The organism is Streptomyces sp. NPDC096311, from assembly GCF_044763085.1.
In the GTDB taxonomy this organism is placed as follows: domain Bacteria; phylum Actinomycetota; class Actinomycetes; order Streptomycetales; family Streptomycetaceae; genus Streptomyces.
Map to the genome: position 1 here is coordinate 17,942 of NZ_JBIWFN010000041.1, position 18,550 is coordinate 36,491.

General features: G+C 72.0%; 16 protein-coding genes. 6 read left to right on the forward strand and 10 right to left on the reverse strand.

The genetic code is table 11. The annotated features are described in order from the left end of the window. Positions 1-23: 23 nt before the first annotated feature. The 4 genes from ACIRA5_RS51540 to ACIRA5_RS51555 all read left to right on the forward strand — a co-directional run bounded on the left by ACIRA5_RS51540 (position 24) and on the right by ACIRA5_RS51555 (position 4,491). Complete coding sequence (locus ACIRA5_RS51540) at positions 24-434, forward strand: hypothetical protein (RefSeq protein WP_403705054.1); 411 nt, start codon at positions 24-26, stop codon at positions 432-434. Further along, positions 431-1,339 carry a hypothetical protein gene (locus ACIRA5_RS51545; RefSeq protein WP_403705057.1) on the forward strand — a complete coding sequence of 303 codons (909 nt, stop codon included), beginning with the start codon at positions 431-433 and terminating at the stop codon, positions 1,337-1,339. Before ACIRA5_RS51540 ends, ACIRA5_RS51545 begins: the two co-directional genes overlap by 4 nt. Positions 1,340-1,544: 205 nt before the next feature. After that, positions 1,545-3,596 carry a phosphocholine-specific phospholipase C gene (locus tag ACIRA5_RS51550; protein WP_403705060.1) on the forward strand — a complete coding sequence of 684 codons (2,052 nt, stop codon included), beginning with the start codon at positions 1,545-1,547 and terminating at the stop codon, positions 3,594-3,596. A 52-nt stretch (positions 3,597-3,648) separates the two neighbouring features. After that, a complete protein-coding gene (locus ACIRA5_RS51555; protein ID WP_403705062.1) occupies positions 3,649-4,491 on the forward strand; it encodes a phospholipid scramblase-related protein in 843 nt (280 codons plus the stop codon). A gap of 109 nt (positions 4,492-4,600) precedes the next feature. On the opposite strand, the gene ACIRA5_RS51560 is transcribed toward ACIRA5_RS51555, so the two are convergent. Both ACIRA5_RS51560 and ACIRA5_RS51565 read right to left on the reverse strand, forming a co-directional pair. Further along, a complete protein-coding gene (locus ACIRA5_RS51560) occupies positions 4,601-5,560 on the reverse strand; it encodes a DMT family transporter (RefSeq protein WP_403705065.1) in 960 nt (319 codons plus the stop codon). After that, positions 5,557-6,456, reverse strand: coding sequence for a phosphatase PAP2 family protein (locus ACIRA5_RS51565; protein WP_403705068.1), 900 nt, complete (start codon positions 6,454-6,456; stop codon positions 5,557-5,559). The genes ACIRA5_RS51560 and ACIRA5_RS51565 overlap by 4 nt, the downstream gene beginning before the upstream one ends. Positions 6,457-6,715: 259 nt before the next feature. On the opposite strand from ACIRA5_RS51565, the gene ACIRA5_RS51570 reads away from it, so the two are divergent. Further along, positions 6,716-7,330 (forward strand): TetR/AcrR family transcriptional regulator, encoded by a 615-nt coding sequence (locus ACIRA5_RS51570; RefSeq protein ID WP_054236092.1) that lies wholly within the window; start codon positions 6,716-6,718, stop codon positions 7,328-7,330. A 172-nt stretch (positions 7,331-7,502) separates the two neighbouring features. Here ACIRA5_RS51570 and ACIRA5_RS51575 read toward each other — a convergent pair whose 3' ends face one another. From ACIRA5_RS51575 to ACIRA5_RS51585, 3 genes are all read right to left on the reverse strand, one after another. Beyond that, positions 7,503-8,489: a DUF2510 domain-containing protein gene (locus ACIRA5_RS51575; protein WP_403705071.1), complete on the reverse strand. Its 987-nt coding sequence runs from the start codon at positions 8,487-8,489 to the stop codon at positions 7,503-7,505. Positions 8,490-8,619: 130 nt separating this feature from the next. Beyond that, the gene (locus ACIRA5_RS51580; RefSeq protein WP_403705074.1) at positions 8,620-9,774 is read right to left on the reverse strand and encodes an anhydro-N-acetylmuramic acid kinase; all 1,155 of its coding nucleotides are present in this window, start codon (positions 9,772-9,774) and stop codon (positions 8,620-8,622) included. Positions 9,775-9,778: 4 nt separating this feature from the next. Next, positions 9,779-11,071, reverse strand: coding sequence for an MFS transporter (locus tag ACIRA5_RS51585; RefSeq protein WP_403705077.1), 1,293 nt, complete (start codon positions 11,069-11,071; stop codon positions 9,779-9,781). A 222-nt stretch (positions 11,072-11,293) separates the two neighbouring features. Here ACIRA5_RS51585 and ACIRA5_RS51590 point away from each other — a divergent pair, with 222 nt between their 5' ends. After that, entirely contained in the window at positions 11,294-13,975 is a 2,682-nt protein-coding gene (locus tag ACIRA5_RS51590) for an ATP-binding protein (protein WP_403705079.1), read from the forward strand. Between the two features lie 48 nt (positions 13,976-14,023). Here the strand turns inward: ACIRA5_RS51590 and pcaD are convergent, their stop codons facing one another. The 5 genes from pcaD to ACIRA5_RS51615 form a co-directional block, all read right to left on the reverse strand. Further along, the gene (pcaD, locus tag ACIRA5_RS51595; RefSeq protein WP_403705082.1) at positions 14,024-15,157 is read right to left on the reverse strand and encodes a 3-oxoadipate enol-lactonase; all 1,134 of its coding nucleotides are present in this window, start codon (positions 15,155-15,157) and stop codon (positions 14,024-14,026) included. Further along, positions 15,154-16,497: a 3-carboxy-cis,cis-muconate cycloisomerase gene (pcaB, locus tag ACIRA5_RS51600; RefSeq protein ID WP_403705085.1), complete on the reverse strand. Its 1,344-nt coding sequence runs from the start codon at positions 16,495-16,497 to the stop codon at positions 15,154-15,156. Before pcaB ends, pcaD begins: the two co-directional genes overlap by 4 nt. Then, entirely contained in the window at positions 16,494-17,057 is a 564-nt protein-coding gene (pcaG, locus tag ACIRA5_RS51605) for a protocatechuate 3,4-dioxygenase subunit alpha (protein WP_403705088.1), read from the reverse strand. Before pcaG ends, pcaB begins: the two co-directional genes overlap by 4 nt. Positions 17,058-17,059: 2 nt before the next feature. After that, on the reverse strand, positions 17,060-17,830 hold the full coding sequence (gene pcaH / locus ACIRA5_RS51610; protein WP_403705091.1) for a protocatechuate 3,4-dioxygenase subunit beta: 771 nt from the start codon (positions 17,828-17,830) through the stop codon (positions 17,060-17,062). A 10-nt stretch (positions 17,831-17,840) separates the two neighbouring features. Then, positions 17,841-18,550, reverse strand: a 710-nt coding sequence (locus ACIRA5_RS51615; protein WP_403705094.1) for a thiolase family protein, incomplete at its 5' end; no start/stop codon positions are given.

Genomic DNA, 18,550 nt, shown 5'->3' on the forward strand with positions numbered 1-18,550 from the left:
TGCCATGTAAGGAGGTTGCAAGGATGGCGGAAATCCGCACCGGCGACGGCGACGGCGACGGGGATGGCGAGTCGAGGGCGGTGCGGTCGGTCATCTGCGCCCGGCTGGACGAGATCAGGGGCTTTGTGCCGGCTGAGCGCCGGCCGGAGTTGGAGGAGATCCTCGGGGCGCTGCGGGGGAACGGCGACCCGGCGGGTCCACAGGCCGCGCTCCACCGACTGCTGCGCCGCTGCGGGGTGGCGGCCGGGTTGCGCGCGTTCACCCGGGGCGCGGGAATCGGCGGGCTCCCGGCGGCCGTGGAAGGGCACCCGGTGGTGGAGGCGTACGTCTGCCCGGGGGACCGCTGTGACCGCCGGACCCCGGCCCGGAACCAGCCGGTGCCGGAGACCTGCCGGCTGCACGGCGAGCCGATGCGCCGCCGCAGGCTGTCATGAACGCCGTGCTCGCCGAGTTGGGCAAGAACTTGGCCGCGCGCTGGCTCACCCACCTCGTCCCCTCGGGGCTGCTGTTCCTCGCGGTCACCGGGGCGGGGCGGCTGCTGGGCCAGGCGCACTGGTACGACGTCGGCCGGGTCACCCGCGCGCTCGACGACCTGGCCGGGCATCCCGCGAGCCGGTCGACCGGCGGCGTGGTGCTGGCGGCCTCCGCGACGGTGGTCGCCTCGGCCGGGCTCGGCCTCCTCGCCCAGGCGCTCGGCGGGGCGGTGGAGCGGCTCTGGACGGGGGACTGGCCCGCACCGGTACGGCCGCTCGGCGAGCGGCTGACCGAGCGTCGGCGAGGGAGGTGGCGGGCGGCCGAGGACGCCTACGCGCGGGTGGAGGCGCGAGCCGTCGAACAGGGGCCGCCCCTCGACCCCGGCACGGTCCGAGAGCTCGCGCGACTCGCCGCGGTGCGCAACCGGATCTCCCTGGTGGAGCCCGCCCACCCCTGCTGGACCGGCGATCGCGTCCGCGCCCTCGACCTGCGCGTCCACCAGGCCTACCGGCTCGACCTCGACTCCGCCTGGTCCCGGCTCTGGCTCGTCCTGTCCGCCGACACCCGCACCGAACTGCGCACCGCGCGGGAGGTCTACGACGACGCCGTCCGCCTCGCCGCCTGGAGCCTGCCGTACCTGCTGGTCGCCGTCCTGTGGTGGCCGTCCGCCCTGATCGCGCTGGGCCTGGCGATGCTCGGGGCGCGCCGGGGCCGGTCGGCGATGGACGCCTTCGCCGAGCTGGTCGAGTCCGCGGTGGACCTCCACGGCCGTGATCTGGCCCTCGCGCTGGGCGTGGACTGCCCGGGCAGGCTGGACCGGGAAACCGGCCTGGAGATCACCGCCCTGCTCCGCAAGGGCGTCTGAATCCGTGACCCGTGCCGCCCTGCTCCGCAAGGGCGTCTGAGACCGCGCATCGGCGCGGACGGCACGCGCGCTGGTGTTCGCATCGCGGACCCCTGCGCGTCACACCGGCGCCACGGGGTCTTCCCCGACATTCGTTCCTCTTGGAACACTCCCCCCGCGCAGGTCCCATCCGCAGCACCACGTCAGGACAAGAGGTCACCCAGTCATGCCTCAAGTGAACCGACGCCGCTTCCTCCAACTCGCCGGTGGTACCGCGGCGTTCACCGCGCTGTCGAACAGCATCGAGCGCGCCGCCGCCCTGCCCGCGCACCACGGGTCCGGCACGATCGACGATGTCGAGCACATCGTCGTGCTGATGCAGGAGAACCGGTCCTTCGACCACTACTTCGGCTCGCTCAGAGGCGTCCGCGGTTTCGGTGACCCCCGCCCGTCCACGCTGCCCAGCGGCAAGTCGGTCTGGCACCAGTCGGACGGCACCAAGGAGGTGCTGCCCTTCCGGCCCGCCGCCGACAACCTGGGCCTGCAGTTCATCCAGGACCTCCCGCACGGCTGGAGCGACGGGCACACCGCGTTCAACGCGGGCAAGTACGACAAGTGGGTGCCCGCCAAGTCGTCGACGACGATGGCGTACCTGACGCGCGAGGACATACCGTTCCACTACGCGCTCGCAGACGCGTTCACCATCTGCGACGCGTACCACTGCTCGTTCATCGGCTCCACGGACCCGAACCGCTACTACATGTGGACGGGTTACACGGGCAACGACGGCAAGGGCGGCGGCCCGGTCCTCGGCAACGACGAGGTGGGCTACGACTGGACGACGTACCCGGAGCGGCTGGAGGCCGCCGGGGTCTCCTGGAAGATCTACCAGGACGTCGGTGACGGCCTCGACGCGAACGGCTCCTGGGGCTGGATCCCGGACGCCTACCGCGGCAACTACGGTGACAACTCGCTGCTGTACTTCAACCAGTATCGCAACGCCAAGCCCGGTGACGCGCTCTACGACAAGGCCCGCACCGGCACCGACGCCCGCAAGGGCGAGGGCTTCTTCGACCAGCTGAAGGCCGACGTCAAGGGCAAGAAGCTGCCCAAGGTCTCGTGGATCGTCGCGCCCGAGGCCTTCACCGAGCACCCCAACTGGCCCGCCAACTATGGCGCTTGGTACATCTCCCAGGTCCTGGACGCGCTGACCTCCAACCCCGAGGTGTGGGCGAAGACGGCCCTGTTCATCACCTACGACGAGAACGACGGCTTCTTCGACCACCTCGTGCCGCCGTTCCCGCCCCAGTCGGACGCGCAGGGCAAGTCCACGGTCGACGTCGGCCCGGACCTCTACAAGGGCGACGCCGGCCGTGCCGCCGGACCGTACGGACTCGGCCAGCGGGTGCCGATGCTCGTCGTCTCGCCCTGGAGCAAGGGCGGTTTCGTCTGCTCCGAGACCCTCGACCACACCTCGATCATCCGGTTCATGGAGCGCCGCTTCGGCGTGCACGAGCCGAACATCTCGCCCTGGCGGCGCGCGATCAGCGGTGACCTCACCGCCGCCTTCGACTTCTCGTGCAAGGACACCAAGCCGGTCACGCTGCCGGACACCGACGGTTACCAGCCGCCGGACCACGACCGGCACCCCGACTATGTGCCGACCCCGCCCGCGAACCCCGTGCTGCCCCGGCAGGAGCGTGGCTCGCGCCCGGCCCGCCCGCTCAAGTACGCACCCCTCGTGGACGGTTCGGCGGACGCGGCGGCCGGGAAGTTCACGCTCGCCTTCGGCTCGGGTGCCAAGGCCGGCGCCGCCTTCTTCGTCACCTCCGGCAACCGCACCGACGGCCCCTGGACGTACACCACCGAGGCCGGCAAGACCGTCTCCGACACCTGGAACTCGGCGTACTCCGGCGGCTCGTACGACCTGACGGTGCACGGTCCCAACGGCTTCCTGCGCGTCTTCAAGGGCCCCGGCAAGACCGCGGGACCCGAGGTCACCGCGCGCCACGTCGGCGAGAACGTGGAGCTGACCTTCACCAACAAGGGCTCCGGCACGGTCGAGCTCAAGCTCGCAGGCGGCTACGGAGGGCGGCCGAGTTCGTTCAAGGTGCGGGCGGGCGCGACCGTGCGGCACACGGTGGACCTGCGGGCGAGCCGGCGCTGGTACGACCTGACCGTCGTGTCCACGGCGGACGCGGGGTTCCTGAGGCGGTTCGCCGGACATGTCGAGAACGGTCACGCGGGTGTGAGCGACCCGGCGATCGTCACCTTCTGATGGATATCTCGGCTCTGGTCAATTTCCGGCCGGCTCACGGTAGTGTGCCCCGGTGACCACGCATTCGAACACTCCTGCAGGTTGGTACCCGGATCCGCACGGGGCGCCCCAGACGCTGCGTTACTGGGACGGCTCGCAGTGGACCGAGCACACCAATGCGGACCAGGCGGCCCCGGCGGGGCAGACGGTTCCGCAGCAGGCCCAGCAGCCGTACGGACAGCCGTCGGCCGCCGACCCTCGCGTGCAGAAGCAGGTGCAGCAGCAGGCGGGTGTCGCGGGCGGCGGTGCCGGCGGTGGCACCTTGTTCACCGAGCCGGTCCTGGTGGTGAACCAGAAGGCCAAGCTGATCGAGCTGACCAACGAGTACAAGGTCATGGACCAGCAGGGCAACCTGCTCGGCGCGGTCGTCGAGGTCGGCCAGAGCGGCCTGAAGAAGGCGATCCGCTTCGTCTCCAGCCTCGACCAGTACATGACGCACAAGCTGGAGATCCGTGACGCCTACGGGCAGCCGGTGCTGCGGCTCACGCGTCCCGCGAAGATCATCAAGTCGCGGGTGGTCGTGGAGCGTCCGGACGGACAGCCCGTCGGCGAGATCGTGCAGCAGAACATGATCGGGAAGATCAACTTCGCGATCAACGTCAACGGCCAGCAGGTCGGCGCGATCAAGGCGGAGAACTGGCGCGCCTGGAACTTCGCCATCGTCGACCACACGGACAACGAGGTCGCCCGGATCACCAAGACCTGGGAAGGCCTCGCCAAGACGATGTTCACCACGGCGGACAACTACGTCCTCCAGATCCACTACCAGCTTCCCGAGCCCCTGCTGAGCCTCGTCATCGCGACGGCGCTCACCGTCGACACGGCGCTCAAGCAGGACGCCCGCGGGCTGGGCTGAACCGGCACACGACAAGAAGGGTGGCCGCGGAACTCTCCGCGGCCACCCTTCTTGTCGTACGTGTTGTCGTACGTGCTCCTGGAAGCCTTCCCAGAGCCCTGCGGGAGCCCTACAGGGGCGTCAGCTGACCGGAGCCGGGCTGTTTCGGCAGCATCGAGGGTTCGTACGCCGCCGATCCGGGCTCCAGCGCCAGCACCGCGGCGACGGGGTGCTCGTCCCCGGCGTCCACCAGAGGTTCGGGCAGCGCCGGCTCCGGCACCGAGCGGGACAGCGTCACCACACCCCAGGCCGCCACGCCCGCGCCGAGGGCCGCCAGCAGCAGGCCGGCCGGGCCGCCCTGCAACTGCTCCCCGAGCAGGAAGAGGCCTATCGCCGCGGCGGCGACCGGGTTGGCGAGCGTCACGACGGCGAGCGGGGCGCCGAGACCACCCCGGTAGGCGATCTGCGACAGGAGCAGTCCGCCCGCCGCGAAGGCGGCGACGAGCAGGGCCACCACGATCACCTGGGCGCTGAGCAGCGGTCCGGAGCGGTCCGTCACCGCCACGGTCACCGTCTGCGTGAGAGCGGAGGCGACACCCGAGGCGAACCCGGAGGCGGTCGCGTGCCGCAGCCCCGGCCGGGTGCCGGGCCGCGACAGGATGCCGATCAGGGCGGCCGTCGAGGCGGCCACGCCCAGCGCCTGCGGCACGCTCAGAACGTCGTCGGGCGCGGGCCCGGACGCCGTGACCAGCAGCGCGGACAGTCCGATCAGGGTGAGCGCGGTACCGCGCCACTCGACCGGGCTGACCCGCCGTCCGGCGACCCGTGCGCCGAGCGGTACCGCGGCCACCAGGGTGAGCGCGCCGAGCGGCTGTACGAGCGTGAGCGTGCCGTACTTCAGCGCGGCGACGTGCAGCAGCGCGGCGGAGGCGTTCAGTACGACGGTCCACCACCAGGCCCCGCTGCCCAGGAGCCGCAGCATGCCCGAGTCGGTCGTCCGGGAGGCCAGCCGCTCCTGGGCCACGGCCGCGGCGGCGTACGCCACGGCCGAGAAGAGCGAGAGGACCACGGCGGCGAGTGTGGCGTTCATCGTCTTGCCCCCACGAGCTCCGGTACGGATTCCTTTTCGCCAGCACCGCCGGCCCCGCCGGAATTCCCGGCTCCTCCGTCGGCTTCGTCAGATGCCTCGTCGGCGGCGGCAGGGCCGTGCGCCTCGGTCGCCCCGGCTCCGCGCGGCAGACGGATCACGGCCAGCGCGATGCCGAGCAGCGCGGTCGCCACGATCGCGTCGAGCCAGTAGTGGTTCGCCGTACCGACGATCACGAGCAGGGTGAGCAGCGGATGCAGCAGCCACAGCCAGCGCAGGCGGGAGCGGGTCGCAGCGATCAGGCCGATCGCCACGATCAGGGCCCAGCCGAAGTGCAGCGAGGGCATCGCCGCGAACTGGTTCGCCATCTCGTCGGTCGCCGGGTGCGCCCCGTAGACGGTGGGCCCGTACACCTGTCCGGTGTCCACCAGACCCGCGGCGGCCAGCAGCCGGGGCGGGGCGAGCGGGAAGGTGAGGTGCAGCGCCAGGGCGGCGGCGGTGACCACGGCCAGGACCCGGCGGGCCCACACGTAGTGGACCGGGCGCCGCAGGTACATCCAGACCAGGAAGGCCACGGTGGCCGGGAAGTGCACGGTCGCGTAGTAGGTGTTCGCGAGGTGCACCAGGGTGTCGCTGTGCAGCAGCGCGCCCTGTACGGAGCCTTCGCCCGGCAGGTGGAGCGTCCGCTCCCAGTCCCACACGCGGTTCGCGTTGCGGAAGGCCTCGGCGGTGTGGCCGTCGGCCACCTGCCTGCCGACCTTGTAGACGAGGAAGAGTCCTACGACGAGCAGGAGCTCACGTACGAGAGGCGGCCGTGCCGCGGTGGCGTGCGGCGACGGCCGCCGTATCGCCGCGGCCGGCTCTGGTTCTGCTTCCGCAGGCTCGGTTCGGGATTCCATCCCCCGGCCCCTTTGCTGACGGTGTTGCTTGGGGTGGTGCGCGGTGAGCCCAGGACAGAATCCACTCGATCACTCGAGATTCACTCGACAGCGGAGTGGGTCCTGTCCAAGGCTCATCGATACGGAAGTGTACCGATACGAAGGTGTTCCGATACGCCACTGTACCGATACGGACGCGTACCGGTACAGTGGCGTATCGATATACACTGTGTGAAGCGGAACACCAGGCGAGCCACCCACATGAGCGAGGAGATGAGCCATGACGTCGCAGGCCGCGGACGGACCGGAGACGGTCGTCGCCTCGCGCCGCTCCAAGATCACGCCCGAGCGTGAGCAGGAGTTCTACGACGCCGTGCTCGAGCAGATCCGCGAGTGCGGCTATGACTCGCTCACCATGGAGGGCGTGGCCGCGAGCACCCGGTGCAGCAAGTCCACGCTGTATCGCCAGTGGAAGACGAAGCCGCAGTTCGTGGCCGCGGCCCTGCGCGCCAACAGCTGTCCGCGCTTCTCGGGCATCGACACCGGCACGCTCGCCGGGGACCTGCGCGCGATGGCGCAGGCCGCGGGGAACTGGTCGGGCCGCGACAGCCAGCTGCACCAGGCGCTGGGCCACGCCGTGTTCCAGGACAAGGAACTGCAGGAGGCGTTGCGCGACGCGCTGGTCGAGCCCGAGATCGGCGCGGTCAAGGAGATCCTCGCCCGCGGGGTCGCCCGCGGCGAGGTCGCCGCGGACCACCCGGCGCTGGAGTTCATCCCGGCGCAGCTCTTCGGTGTGGTGCGGGTTCGTCCCGTGCTGGAAGGGCGGAACGCCGATGCGGCGTATCTCACACAATTCGTCGAGGCTGTCGTGATTCCGGCGCTCGGCCTGACCTGAGACCCAGGTCGCCGTCCGCGGGATGACCGGACGTCGGCCTGCACGCGCCGCACCGTGGGGACGGGGGCGGCGCGCACCCCCGGCCGGGTGGGGTTCCTCTTGAGCGGAGGGGCACCCCACCCGGCCGATCCATGTCCGGGGGACGGATTTACGGGCTACACGGTCTTACGGGCTAGACGTTCTGCCCGTTGCCGCTGACTCCCGACGCCACCTTGATGCCCTTGGTGATGTCATCGATCACGGACTCCTTGGGCGCCTTGGAGCTGACGTCGATGCCGAAGCGGACGACGATCAGTGACTTGGAGTCGGCGGGGGACGGGAAGACGAGCGACTCGACGTAACCGTCGTCACCCTTGCTGGTGACGACCTTCCAGCGGACGAGGTAGCCCTTCTCGCCGGCCACGGTGACCGCCTTGGAGGCGAGCTCCGTGTGCGAGGTGATCGTGCCGTAGCCCTTGCCGTACGACTCGGTGGCGTTCTTGGAGATGTCCTCCTTGGCCGCCGCCTCCGCCGTGGTGGACTTCAGTTTCTGTGCCGCGGCGGTTGCCGAGTACGCGCCGCCCCGCTGGCACTCCTGCGAGGTGTCGCCGGGGCACTTGTAGGTGTCCTTGGTCGACAGCACGGCACCCGTCGTAGTGCTGCCGCCGGTCCAGTTGTCGGGCACCGGCACGCTGATGCCGCTGATCAGGTCGGTGGCGTAGCCGTCCTCGAGCTGCGGCTGCCCGGACTGGCCCGGTGCCGGGGTCTGGCCCCCGGAACCGCCGCCCGGTCCGCCCTCGAGGCCCCCGTTGCCGCCGCCCTGGCCGCCGAATCCGCCCTGGCCGCCGTTCTGTCCGCCGGAGCCCTGGGAAGTGGCGCTGTTGCCACCGTTGCCGTCGCTCTTGGTCAGGGCGTACACCCCGCCCCCGATGCCCGCGAGGACCGCGATCGCTGCGGCGACGGCTATGCCGGTACGCAGTCCGCGCCGCGGGGCGCCCGGAGCGAGCGCCGGATACGGTCCGGCGGCCGGCGGGTGCGTCGGGGGACCCCATGCGGCGGCGGACCCGACGGGGCGGGTCTGGTCCGTCCATGTCCTGCCGTCCCACCAGCGTTCGGTGGCGGGACTGTCACTTGTCTGCCCGGGGTCGGGATACCAGCCGGGAGGAGTCACCTGCGTCATGGACCCACCGTATGAGCTGTGGGTGAAAGGCGGATGAGAGGGATCCGGAAGATTCGTTTCAAGAACGCCTCGGAAGCGCCGCCGGGTGCCTCGTCAAGACCAGCGGGTGCCACGCCGCGACCAGCGGGTGTCATGCCAGAACCAGTCGCACCGGCGCCGCTCCCGCCCTCGGCGGCAGCCGCAGCCCGCCGCGCCCCGGCGTGATCGAGCCGAGCACACTCGGATGCCGGGCCCCGGTGCTCACCGGATCGGTGCCCGTGAGCCCGTGCAGGGTCAGGAAACCCAGCACGGCGAAGGCGTACGCCTCCTTGGCCGCCGCCGGCAGGCCCAGAGCGTCGGACGTGCGTACGGGCACTCCCGGCAGCTCCGCGCCCAGCATCGCCATCAGCGCCGGATTGCGGGTGCCGCCTCCGGACGCGATCACCTCCGTGGCACCCACCGAGCGCACCGCGTCGGCGACCGTACGGGCGGTGAGCCGGGTGAGGGTGGCGATGACGTCCTCGGCGGTGAGGGTGCCGAACCCGGTCAGCGCGTCGCGCAGATGGCCGAGGTGGAAGAGCTCCTTGCCGGTGGTCTTGGGCGCGGGCAGCGCGTAGTACGGCTCCGCGAGCAGCCGGTCCAGCAACGGTTCGTCCACGGTGCCGCGGGCGGCGAGGGCGCCGTCCACGTCGTAGTGCAGACGTCCCCCGGTCAACCCCCGCACGGCCACGTCGACGAGGGCGCACCCGGGCCCGGAGTCGAAGGCGGTGCCGTCCGGCGCGGTGAGGTTGGCGATGCCGCCGAGGTTCAGCGCCACCGGAGTCCCCGCCCTGCCGCGCAGCCACAGCAGGTCGACCAGGCTCACCAGGGGCGCGCCCTGCCCGCCGGCGGCGATGTCCCTGGGGCGGAAGTCGGAGACCACCGGCAGCCCGGTCGCCTCGGCGATCCAGGCGGGCTGACCGAGCTGGAGCGTGCCGTGCGCCCGCCCGTCCTCGACCCAGTGGTAGACGGTCTGCCCGTGCGAGGCGACCAACTCGGCTTCGCTGCCGCACAGTTCGCGGTCGGCCCGGACCGCCGCCGCGGCGAACGCCTGCCCGATCAGGGTGTCCAGGCGGCACACCTCGGCCAGCGTGGTGGCCGCCGGGGGCAGCGCCGCCGCGAGCGCCTCGCGCAGCGCGCCGTCGTACGGCTCACCGACCATCCCGAGCGGCCGCAGAGTGAGGTCCTCACCTTCGAGGGTCAGTTCGGCCGCCGCCGCGTCGATCGCGTCGTACGACGTCCCGGACATCAGGCCGATCACCCGCACGTGCTCAACTCCCTTGGTTGTCGGGGAGCGTGGCCAGGGCGAGCGCGCTGATGGCGCACGTCGCCGCCGCGTAGTACGCGGGGATGTCCACGCTTCCGGTCCGCTTCATCGTCTCGGTGATGATGAGGCCCGCGCAGCCCGAGAACACGGCATTGGACAGGGCGTAGGCGAGTCCCAGGCCGGTGTGGCGGACGCTCGTGGGGAACATCTCGGAGAGCATGGCGGGCCCCGGTCCCGCCATCAACCCGACGACGGCACCCGCCCCGCACACGGCGAGACCCTTCACGGCGTTCGAAGTCCCCGTGTCCTGAAGGAGGTTGAGCAGCGGAACCGAAAGGACCACGACCAGGCCGGCGCCGGTGAGCAGCACGGGGCGCCGCCCGATCCGGTCGCTGAGCAGACCCGCCGGGACGATCGTGGCCGCGAAGCCGAGGTTGGCGAGGACCGTGGCGAGCAGCGCCTGCCGGAAGCCGGTGTGGAGGGTGTTCTGGAGGTACGAGGGGAGCACGACCAGGAAGGTGTATCCGGCCGCCGACCAGCCCATCACGCGTCCCGCTCCGAGGACGACGGTCCGCGCGACCTCGCGCCCGGGCGGGCGCTCCCGTCTCCTCTCGTGCCGGAAGGCGGGCGTCTCCTCCAGCCGCAGCCGCAGCCGGAGCGCGACCAGCCCCAGCGGAAGCGTCAGCAGGAACGGCAGCCGCCAGCCCCAGTCGCTCAACTGCCCCTCGGTCAGCACCGTCGCCAGCAGCGTCGCCACACCCGCACCACCGAGCAGCCCCAGAGCCACCGTGAACGACTGCCACGACCCGTACAGCCCTCGTCTGCCCGGCGGCGCGAACTCCGTCATGACCGAGACCGCGCCGCCGAACTCCCCGCCGGCGGACAGCCCTTGGACCATCCGGAGGAAGGTCAGCAGCCACGGCGCGAGGGCGCCGACCGTGGCGTAGGTCGGCAGCACGCCGATGAGCGTCGTGGCGCCCGTCATCAGCGCGATCACCAGGATCAGGACCGGGCGGCGCCCGATCCGGTCGCCGAGCCGTCCGAACAGCGCCGCGCCGACCGGCCGGAAGAAGAACGCCAGCGCGAAGGACGCGTATGTCCTCACCAGCCCCTCGGTCTCGCTGCCGCCCTCCGGGGTGAAGAACCGGGCCGCGATGACGGTCGCGAAGTAGCCGTAGACCCCGAACTCGTACCACTCGACGAAGTTGCCGACCGAGCCCGCCAGCAGGGCCGCGCGCCGCGCGCGCGGGGGACCGGTGGTGTGCGGGACGGACTCGTGCACGCGGGGGCCGCTCATGGGTCCCTCCTCCTCGCTGTTCCTTGGAAAACTAGCGCCATTTTCAGGTCTTTTGACTGTCGATAACTTTCACCACGGCTGATCGGCGCCCCAGCGCGTCGCCTGCGGACACCTCCCGTCACCCGTCTCGGCAACAGGTGCGCCGACCCACCTCCACATCGGCTTCCGGACGGCTAGGCTCGATGTCTGTACGTCGTACGGGCGACCTGGGGAGGTAGCGGCATGACGGAGGCACGGCCGGGACCGGCCGCCTCGTCCTCCCTGTGGGAGCGCGAGGCGGAGATCGCCGACGTGGTGGAGGCCGTCAGAACCCTGCGCGCGGACGCCTCGTCCTCCGGCACTCTGCTGGTGTTCAGTGGCGAGGCGGGCATCGGCAAGACCGCGCTGCTCGCCGAGGCGCGCCGGATCGCGGAAGCCCACGGCTGCACGGTGTGGTCGGCCCGCGGCGGCGAGACCGTCACCTCCGTTCCCTTCAACGTCATACGGCAACTCCTCCAGCCCGCCATCGTCTCGCTGATGCCCGAAGAGGCCCGCGAGTACCTGGGCGACTGGTACGACATCGCCGGACCCGCGCTCGGCATCGCCGAACCGGGCGACCGCCAGGCCGACCCGCAGGGCGTGTGCGACGGACTGGTCGCGGCGGTCCGGCGGCTGGCCAAGCGCGAGTGGCCCCTCGTCCTGATCCTCGACGACGCGCACTGGGCCGACCAGGAGACCCTGCAATGGCTGGTCGCGTTCGCCGAGCGCCTCGACGACCTGCCCGTCCTCGTCGTGGTCGCCCGCAGGCCGGGTGACGTCAGCGGTGAGCGGGCCCGCCAGCTGGAGGCCGTCGCCGCCGCGGCCCGACCGATCCTCACGCTCAGCGCGCTGACACCCGACGCCACCGCCGGACTGACCCGCGCCACGCTCGGGGAGCACGCGGACGCCCCGTTCTGCCGCGAGGTGTGGGCGGTCACCGGCGGCAACCCGTACGAGACCGTCGAACTGCTCGCCAAGGTGCAGGACAGCGAGCTGGAACCGGTCGAGGCCTCGGCCGCCGAACTGCGCGCCCTGAACCGCTCGGCACGCGGTCGCGGACTCGTCGCCCGCCTCGAAGGACTCGGCATCGATGCCACCCGCTTCGCCTGGGCGGCGGCGATCCTCGGCACCGGGATCTCCCTCGACCTCGCCGCCCAGCTCGCCGGGATGCAGCGCGACGAGGCCGTGCGCTGCGCCGAACTGCTCGGCGCGGCCCGCATCCTCACCCCGACCGAACCCGTGAGCCGCGAACTGGCCGGCGGTGACCTGGAGTTCGTACACCCCCTCATCGCCAGCGCCGTCTACCGCTCGATCCCCGACGCGCTGCGCACCGCGATGCACGGCCAGGCCGCCTGGGCGGTCACCGAATCGGGCCGCGGAGCCGCTGCCGCCTCCCGCCACCTCCTCGAAGTGCACCCGGACGACGACCCCGAACTCGTCGAGCAGATGCGCGAGGCCGCCCGCGAACACCTCGCCGTCGGCGCGCCCGACGCGGCCAGGCGCTGCCTGGAGCGCGCCCTGGCGGAACCCCCGCTTCCGGAGGTCCAGGCGCGTGTGCTCTACGAACTGGGCTGTGCCACCCTCCTGACCGCTCCCGCCACCACGATCAGCCATCTGCGCACCGCGCTCGACCAGTCCGGCCTCGACGGCGATCTGCGGGTGGACGCCGTCTTCCGCCTCTCCCAGGCCCTGGTTCACAACGACCAGCTGGACGAGGCCGTCCGCACGGTCGACGCGGAGGCCGCCCGGCTCGGCGTGGGCCCCGCCCGGATGCGGCTTCAGGCCGTCCACTACATGTGGGAGGGCATCCACGCGGGCGAGGACCACGTTCCGGGACGCTCACGAAGCCTCGCCGAACTCGTCAAGACCTGCACCGGACGCGACAACTCCGAGCGCGCCCTGCTGATACTGCGCGGTTTCGACGCGATGACCCGCGGCGAGAGCGCGGAGGAGGTCGTGGAACTCTGCGACCGCGCCCTCGTCAACGGCCGCCTCGCGCCCGGACTCGGCTGGACCGACACCGAGTGGGGCATCGAACTCCTCATGATGCTGGGCAGTTCGTACGCCTATGCGGACCGGCTCGACCGGGCCGAGAGCCTCTTCTCCGAGGCGCTGCGCTCCTACACGAGCGCCGGATGGAGCGGCGGCCACCTCGCCCTGGCGCACGCCTTCCTCGGTCTCGCCTACCGCAGGCGGGGCCGCCTCAGGGACGCCGAGACCACCCTGCGCGAGTCGCTGCGCATCGCCGAGCGGGTCGGGCGCGGGCTACCCCTGTACTGGTCCGCCACCTGCGGCCTCGTCGACACCCTGCTCGCCCGCGGCGACGTCCAGGAGGCCTGGGCGATCGCCGAGCAGTACGGCTTCGCACCGCCGTACCCGTCCACCATCGTGCTGCCCGACACCCGTTCCGTACGCGGACGGCTGCTGCTCGCCGTCGGCCGTGTCAAGGACGGCATCAACGAACTCGAGGCTGCGGAGAAGGCCGCCGCCGCGCGCGGCCACCACAACACGGTGATGGCGCCCTGGGCGCTCGACCTCGCTCGCGCGCTCGCCTCGGACGACCCGGCCCGCGCCGCCGTACTGGCCACCGACGCCCGCCGCCAGGCCGAGCGCTTCGGCACGGACACCGCGATCGGTGAGGCACTGCGCTGCGCGGCGGCCCTCGAATCGGGCCAGCGTGCGGTCCGCCTGGCCGCCCAGGCCGTCACCTACCTGGAGGCCTCGCCCTGCCAGTACGAACACGCGGCGGCCCGCGTCGAGTACGGCATCGCGGCGCGCTCGGTCTCGGAGCTCGGCAAGGGCCTGACGCTGGCGCGCTCGTGCGGGGCGGACGGGCTGGTGGCGAGGGCGGAGGAGGTCCTGGCGACAGGGAGAGGGCTGAGGTAGCCGCCCGGCCGGGCGCGAGGACGAGGTGTCCGGAGCGGACGGGCAGGGTCACCCTGTGCTGTCGTCGCCCTCCTCCTCGGCGAGCACCCGCTGAGCCGTCGCGAACGCCGAGTTCGCCGCCGGGACACCGCAGTACACGGCCGTCTGCAGGAGTACGGCGCCGATCTCCTCCTGGGTGAGCCCGTTGCGGCGTGCCGCCCGGACGTGCATGGCCAGCTCGTCGTAGTGACCGTGTGCGACCAGCGCGGTCAGGGTGATCATGCTGCGTTCGCGGCGCGAGAGCGTCGGGTCGGTCCAGATCTCGCCCCAGGCGTAGCGCGAGATGAAGTCCTGGAAGCGGGCGGTGAAGGGGGTCTGCCGGGCCTGTGCCCGGTCCACATGGGCGTCGCCCAGTACCTCACGCCGCACTTCCATGCCCGGCTCGGCACCCCCGTCGAAGTGGGCCCGCAGCGCCGTCAGGACCGCCACCGGACACTGCGCGGGCGCCAGGTGCGAGGCTCCCTGGAGCTCGACGAGCGTGGCGCTCGCCACCGCGTCGGCGATCTCCCGCAGATGGGCGGGCGGCGTCGCCGGGTCCTGGCGGCCCGCGATCAGCAGGGTGGGCACGGAGATGTCGGGGAGCCGGTCGCGCAGGTCGAAGGCGGCCAGCGCGTCACAGCAGGCGGCGTACGCCTCGGGGTCCGCGTTCCGTTGGTCCTCGATCAACCGCGGCACGGTGAAACCGGGCGTGAACCAACGGGAGTTCGCGTTCTCGGCGAGCGCGGCCAGCCCCTCCCCGCGTACCAGCTCCGCACGCTCCTCCCACGGCTTGGAGCCGTTGAAGTGCGCCGAGGAGCAGATGACGGCGAGGGACGACACACGCTCCGGGTGGTGAACGGCGAGGTGCAGACCGACCGCGCCGCCGAGCGAGACGCCCGCGTAGGCAAAGCGTTCGATGCCGAGCGAGTCGGCGAGGGCGAGGACCAGGGCGGCGAGGTCGCCGACGGTGGCCCCCGGCCCGATCAGATCCGGTGCCGACCCTCCGTGTCCCGGAAGATCCCAGCGAACCACCCGGTGGGTGACGGACAGCTCGGGCGCGACCTTGTCCCACAGGGCATGGGAGGTGCCGAGCGAGGGCCCGAGGAGCAAGGGGGGAGCGGTCTCGGGGCCCTCGGCGCGGTGGTTGAGCAGGGTGTGGGTCACGTTCGCTCCAGAGCACGGTCGGTGAGGGCTTTCGCGGAGCCCGTGTAGCGGGTGGGGTCGGTGAGTTCCGCGAGGTCGAGCTCCTTGAGCTCCGGCTCCTCGCCGAGTACGTCCACGAGGGGCCGTCTCTCGGCGACGGCCCGCTCGGCGGCCCGGGTCAGCAGCTCCTTGGCGCGGGCCCGCCCGAGCACCGGAGCGAGTTCGACGGCCAGGCGCTCGGAGACGATCAACCCATGGGTGAGAGCGAGGTGATCGCGCATGGCGTCCGCGTTCACCCGAAGCCCCTCGACCAGCTCGGCGGCGTTTTGGGCGGCGCCCGCGACCAGCCTCAGCAGTTCGCGCAACGGCTCCCACTCGGCGTGCCAGGCACCGGCCGGCCGCTCGTCCTCGGCGACCATCGACCCGTAGAGCGTGGCGGCGAGCCCCGGCGCGCGGCGCGCGGAGGCGGCGATCACGGTGGCCGCCACCGGGTTGGCCTTGTGCGGCATCGCGGACGACCCGCCACCGCTCCCCTCCGCGACCTCGGCGACCTCCGTGCGGGAGAGGGTGAGCACATCGGCCGCCATCTTGCCGAGGGCCCCGGCCGTGAAGGCCAGGCCGCCGGCCAGGTCGGCGATCGGTGTCCGCAGGGTGTGCCAGGGCAACGCCGGTTCCGCGAGGTCGAGTTCACCGGCGTACGCCGTCACGAGCGCGCCCGGATCCTCGGCGCCGAACGCCGTGAAGGCGGCCAACGTCCCTGCGGCACCGCCCAGTTGGGCGGGGAGCCGGACATCCGTGAGCCGGTCTCGCGCGTCCAGCACCAGCGACCGCCACCCCGCCGCCTTCAGCCCGAAGGTCGTCGGTACGGCGTGCTGTGTGAGGGTCCGCCCCGGCATCACCGTGTCCCGGTGCGCGGCGGCGAGTCGGGCCAGGGCCCGCGCCGTCCGCTCGAGATCCGTCAGGACCAGGTCCAGTGTGCGACGGGCGACCAGCATCAGCGCCGTGTCCAGGATGTCCTGGCTGGTCGCGCCGCGGTGGACGTAGGGCCCGTACTCCTTGCCGACCGCCGCTGTCAGATCCGCGACCAGCGGGATCACCGGGTTGCCGCCGCCTCGGGCGCGCAGCGCGATCGACCTGGCGTCGAGGTCCGCCGCGGCCACGGCGGACACCGCCGACGCCGCCGCGTCCGGCGCGAGCCCGAGTCCCGCCTGCGCGCGGCTCAGTGCCGCCTCCGCGTCGAGGAGCGCCCCCAGAAGCGCGCCGTCCGAGGTCGCGGACGCCGCGCGGGAGCCCGCCCACCCGGAGGCGAGCAGCCCGATATCGGCATCGGACTCGCAGCGGACGGGGTCGGCAGCTGTCACTGGAACTCCAGGAAGACCGTTTCGCCTTCGCCCTGAAGGCGGATGTCGAAACGGTACGTCCGGTTCGCACCCTCGGTCGCGATCAGCGTGGCGCGCCGGTCGGCAGGGAGCGAGTCGAGCAGCGGGTCGGCGCCGTCGGCGAGGTACGCGCGGGTGAAGAGGTGGTGCACCAGACCGCGCGCGAACACACACACGCTGATGTACGGAAGCCCGGCGTTGCCCGGCGGCAGGGTGTGCAGCGCGTACCGGCCGTCGGCGTCCGTGGCGACCCGGCCGAAGCCCGTGAAGTCGACGCCGCGCCGGCCGAGGAAGCCGCCCGTCGACGGGTCGCGCCGCATCGAACCGGGGGCACCCTTGAGGGAGCCGTCGGGAGCCGCCTGCCAGAAGTCCAGCAGGGCGTCCGGGATCACCTCGCCCGCGCCGTCGCGCACGTACCCGTGCAGGGTGATCGCCTCGGGGTGGCCCTGCGGCGCGACCTGACCGCCGTCGGGAAAGGGCAGCGCGTGGCCGTAGAAGGGGCCGATGGTGTGGGACGGGGTGGGGAGCAACCGCTCGGTCATGGTCAACGGCCTTCCTCGATCCAGGTGGCGGAGGGACCGTCGAGGACGATGTCCCACTCGTAGCCCATGGAGAACTCGGGCTGGGAGAGATCGTGCCGGTAGGTGGCGATCAGACGGTCCCGGGCCGCCTGGTCCGTCACGGACTGCAGGATCGGGTCGTAGCGGAACAGCGGGTCGCTCGGGAAGTACATCTGGGTGATCAGCCGCTGGGTGAACGCCGTACCGAAGACCGAGAAGTGGATGTGCGCGGGCCGCCACGCGTTCGTGTGGTTGCCCCACGGGTAGGGGCCCGGCTTGATCGTGGTGAACCTGTACCGGCCCTGATCATCCGTCAGGGTCCGTCCGACACCGGTGAAGTCGGGGTCCAGCGGCGCCGGGTGCTGCTCGCGCAGATGGGCGTAACGACCGGCGGCGTTGGCCTGCCAGATCTCGATGAGCTGACCGCGCACGGGACGCCCCTCGCGGTCGAGCAGCCGGCCCGAGACGGTCATGCGTTCGCCGATCGGCTCGCCCCGGTGCTGGATGGTCAGGTCGCTGTCGTGCTCGGTGATGTCGGTGACGCCGAACACCGGACCCGACAGCTCGACCGTCTCCGGGTCGCCGCCGTCGACGGCGACCAGCGGCTGCACGGGGTGGCGCAGCAGGGAGCTGCGGTACGGGGGGTAGTCGCGCGACGGGTGGTTTCGAACCGGCGCTCCGCCGGCGACCGCCTTGTCGTACGCGTCCTGGAGATCCTTGATCTCGGCGTCGATGTCCGACTGAGTGAGGGCCATGGTCGACTTCCTATCGTTCGAGGACGAGGGCGAGGCCCTGGCCGACGCCGATGCAGAGGGTGGCGATGCCGGTGCCGGTGCCCTTGCGGGCGAGTTGGTGGGCGACGGTGCCGGCGAGGCGGGCGCCGGAGGCGCCGAGGGGGTGACCGAGGGCGATCGCGCCGCCCTGGGGGTTGAGGATCGCGGGGTCGAACTCGGGCCATTCGGCGAGACAACCGAGGACCTGGGCGGCGAAGGCCTCGTTCAGTTCCAGGACGGACAGGTCCGCGAAGGTCTTGCCCGCCTTGGCCAGGGCGCGGGTGACGGCCTCGACGGGGGCGAGGCCGAAGTACTGGGGGTCGGTCGCGGAGACGCCGGTGGCTCGGATGCGGGCGAGAGGTTCACGGCCGGTGGCCGTGAGGCCTTCCTCGTCGGTCAGCAGGAGGGCGGCGGCGCCGTCGTTGAGGGGGGAGGCGTTGCCCGCGGTGACCGTGCCGTCGGTGGTGAGGAAGGACGGCTTGAGCCTGGCCATGGCGGTGGGGGAGGCGTCCGGGCGGACGGACTCGTCGGCGGCGAAGAGCACCGGGTCGCCCATGCGCTGGGGGATCGGCACCGGGGTGAGTTCGGGCTCGAACAGCCCCCCGGCCTGGGCCTTCGCGGCCTTGCGGTGGCTGTTGAGGGCGTATGTGTCCTGCTGCTCGCGGCTGATCTTGTGTTTGTCGGCGATGAGTTCGGCGGACT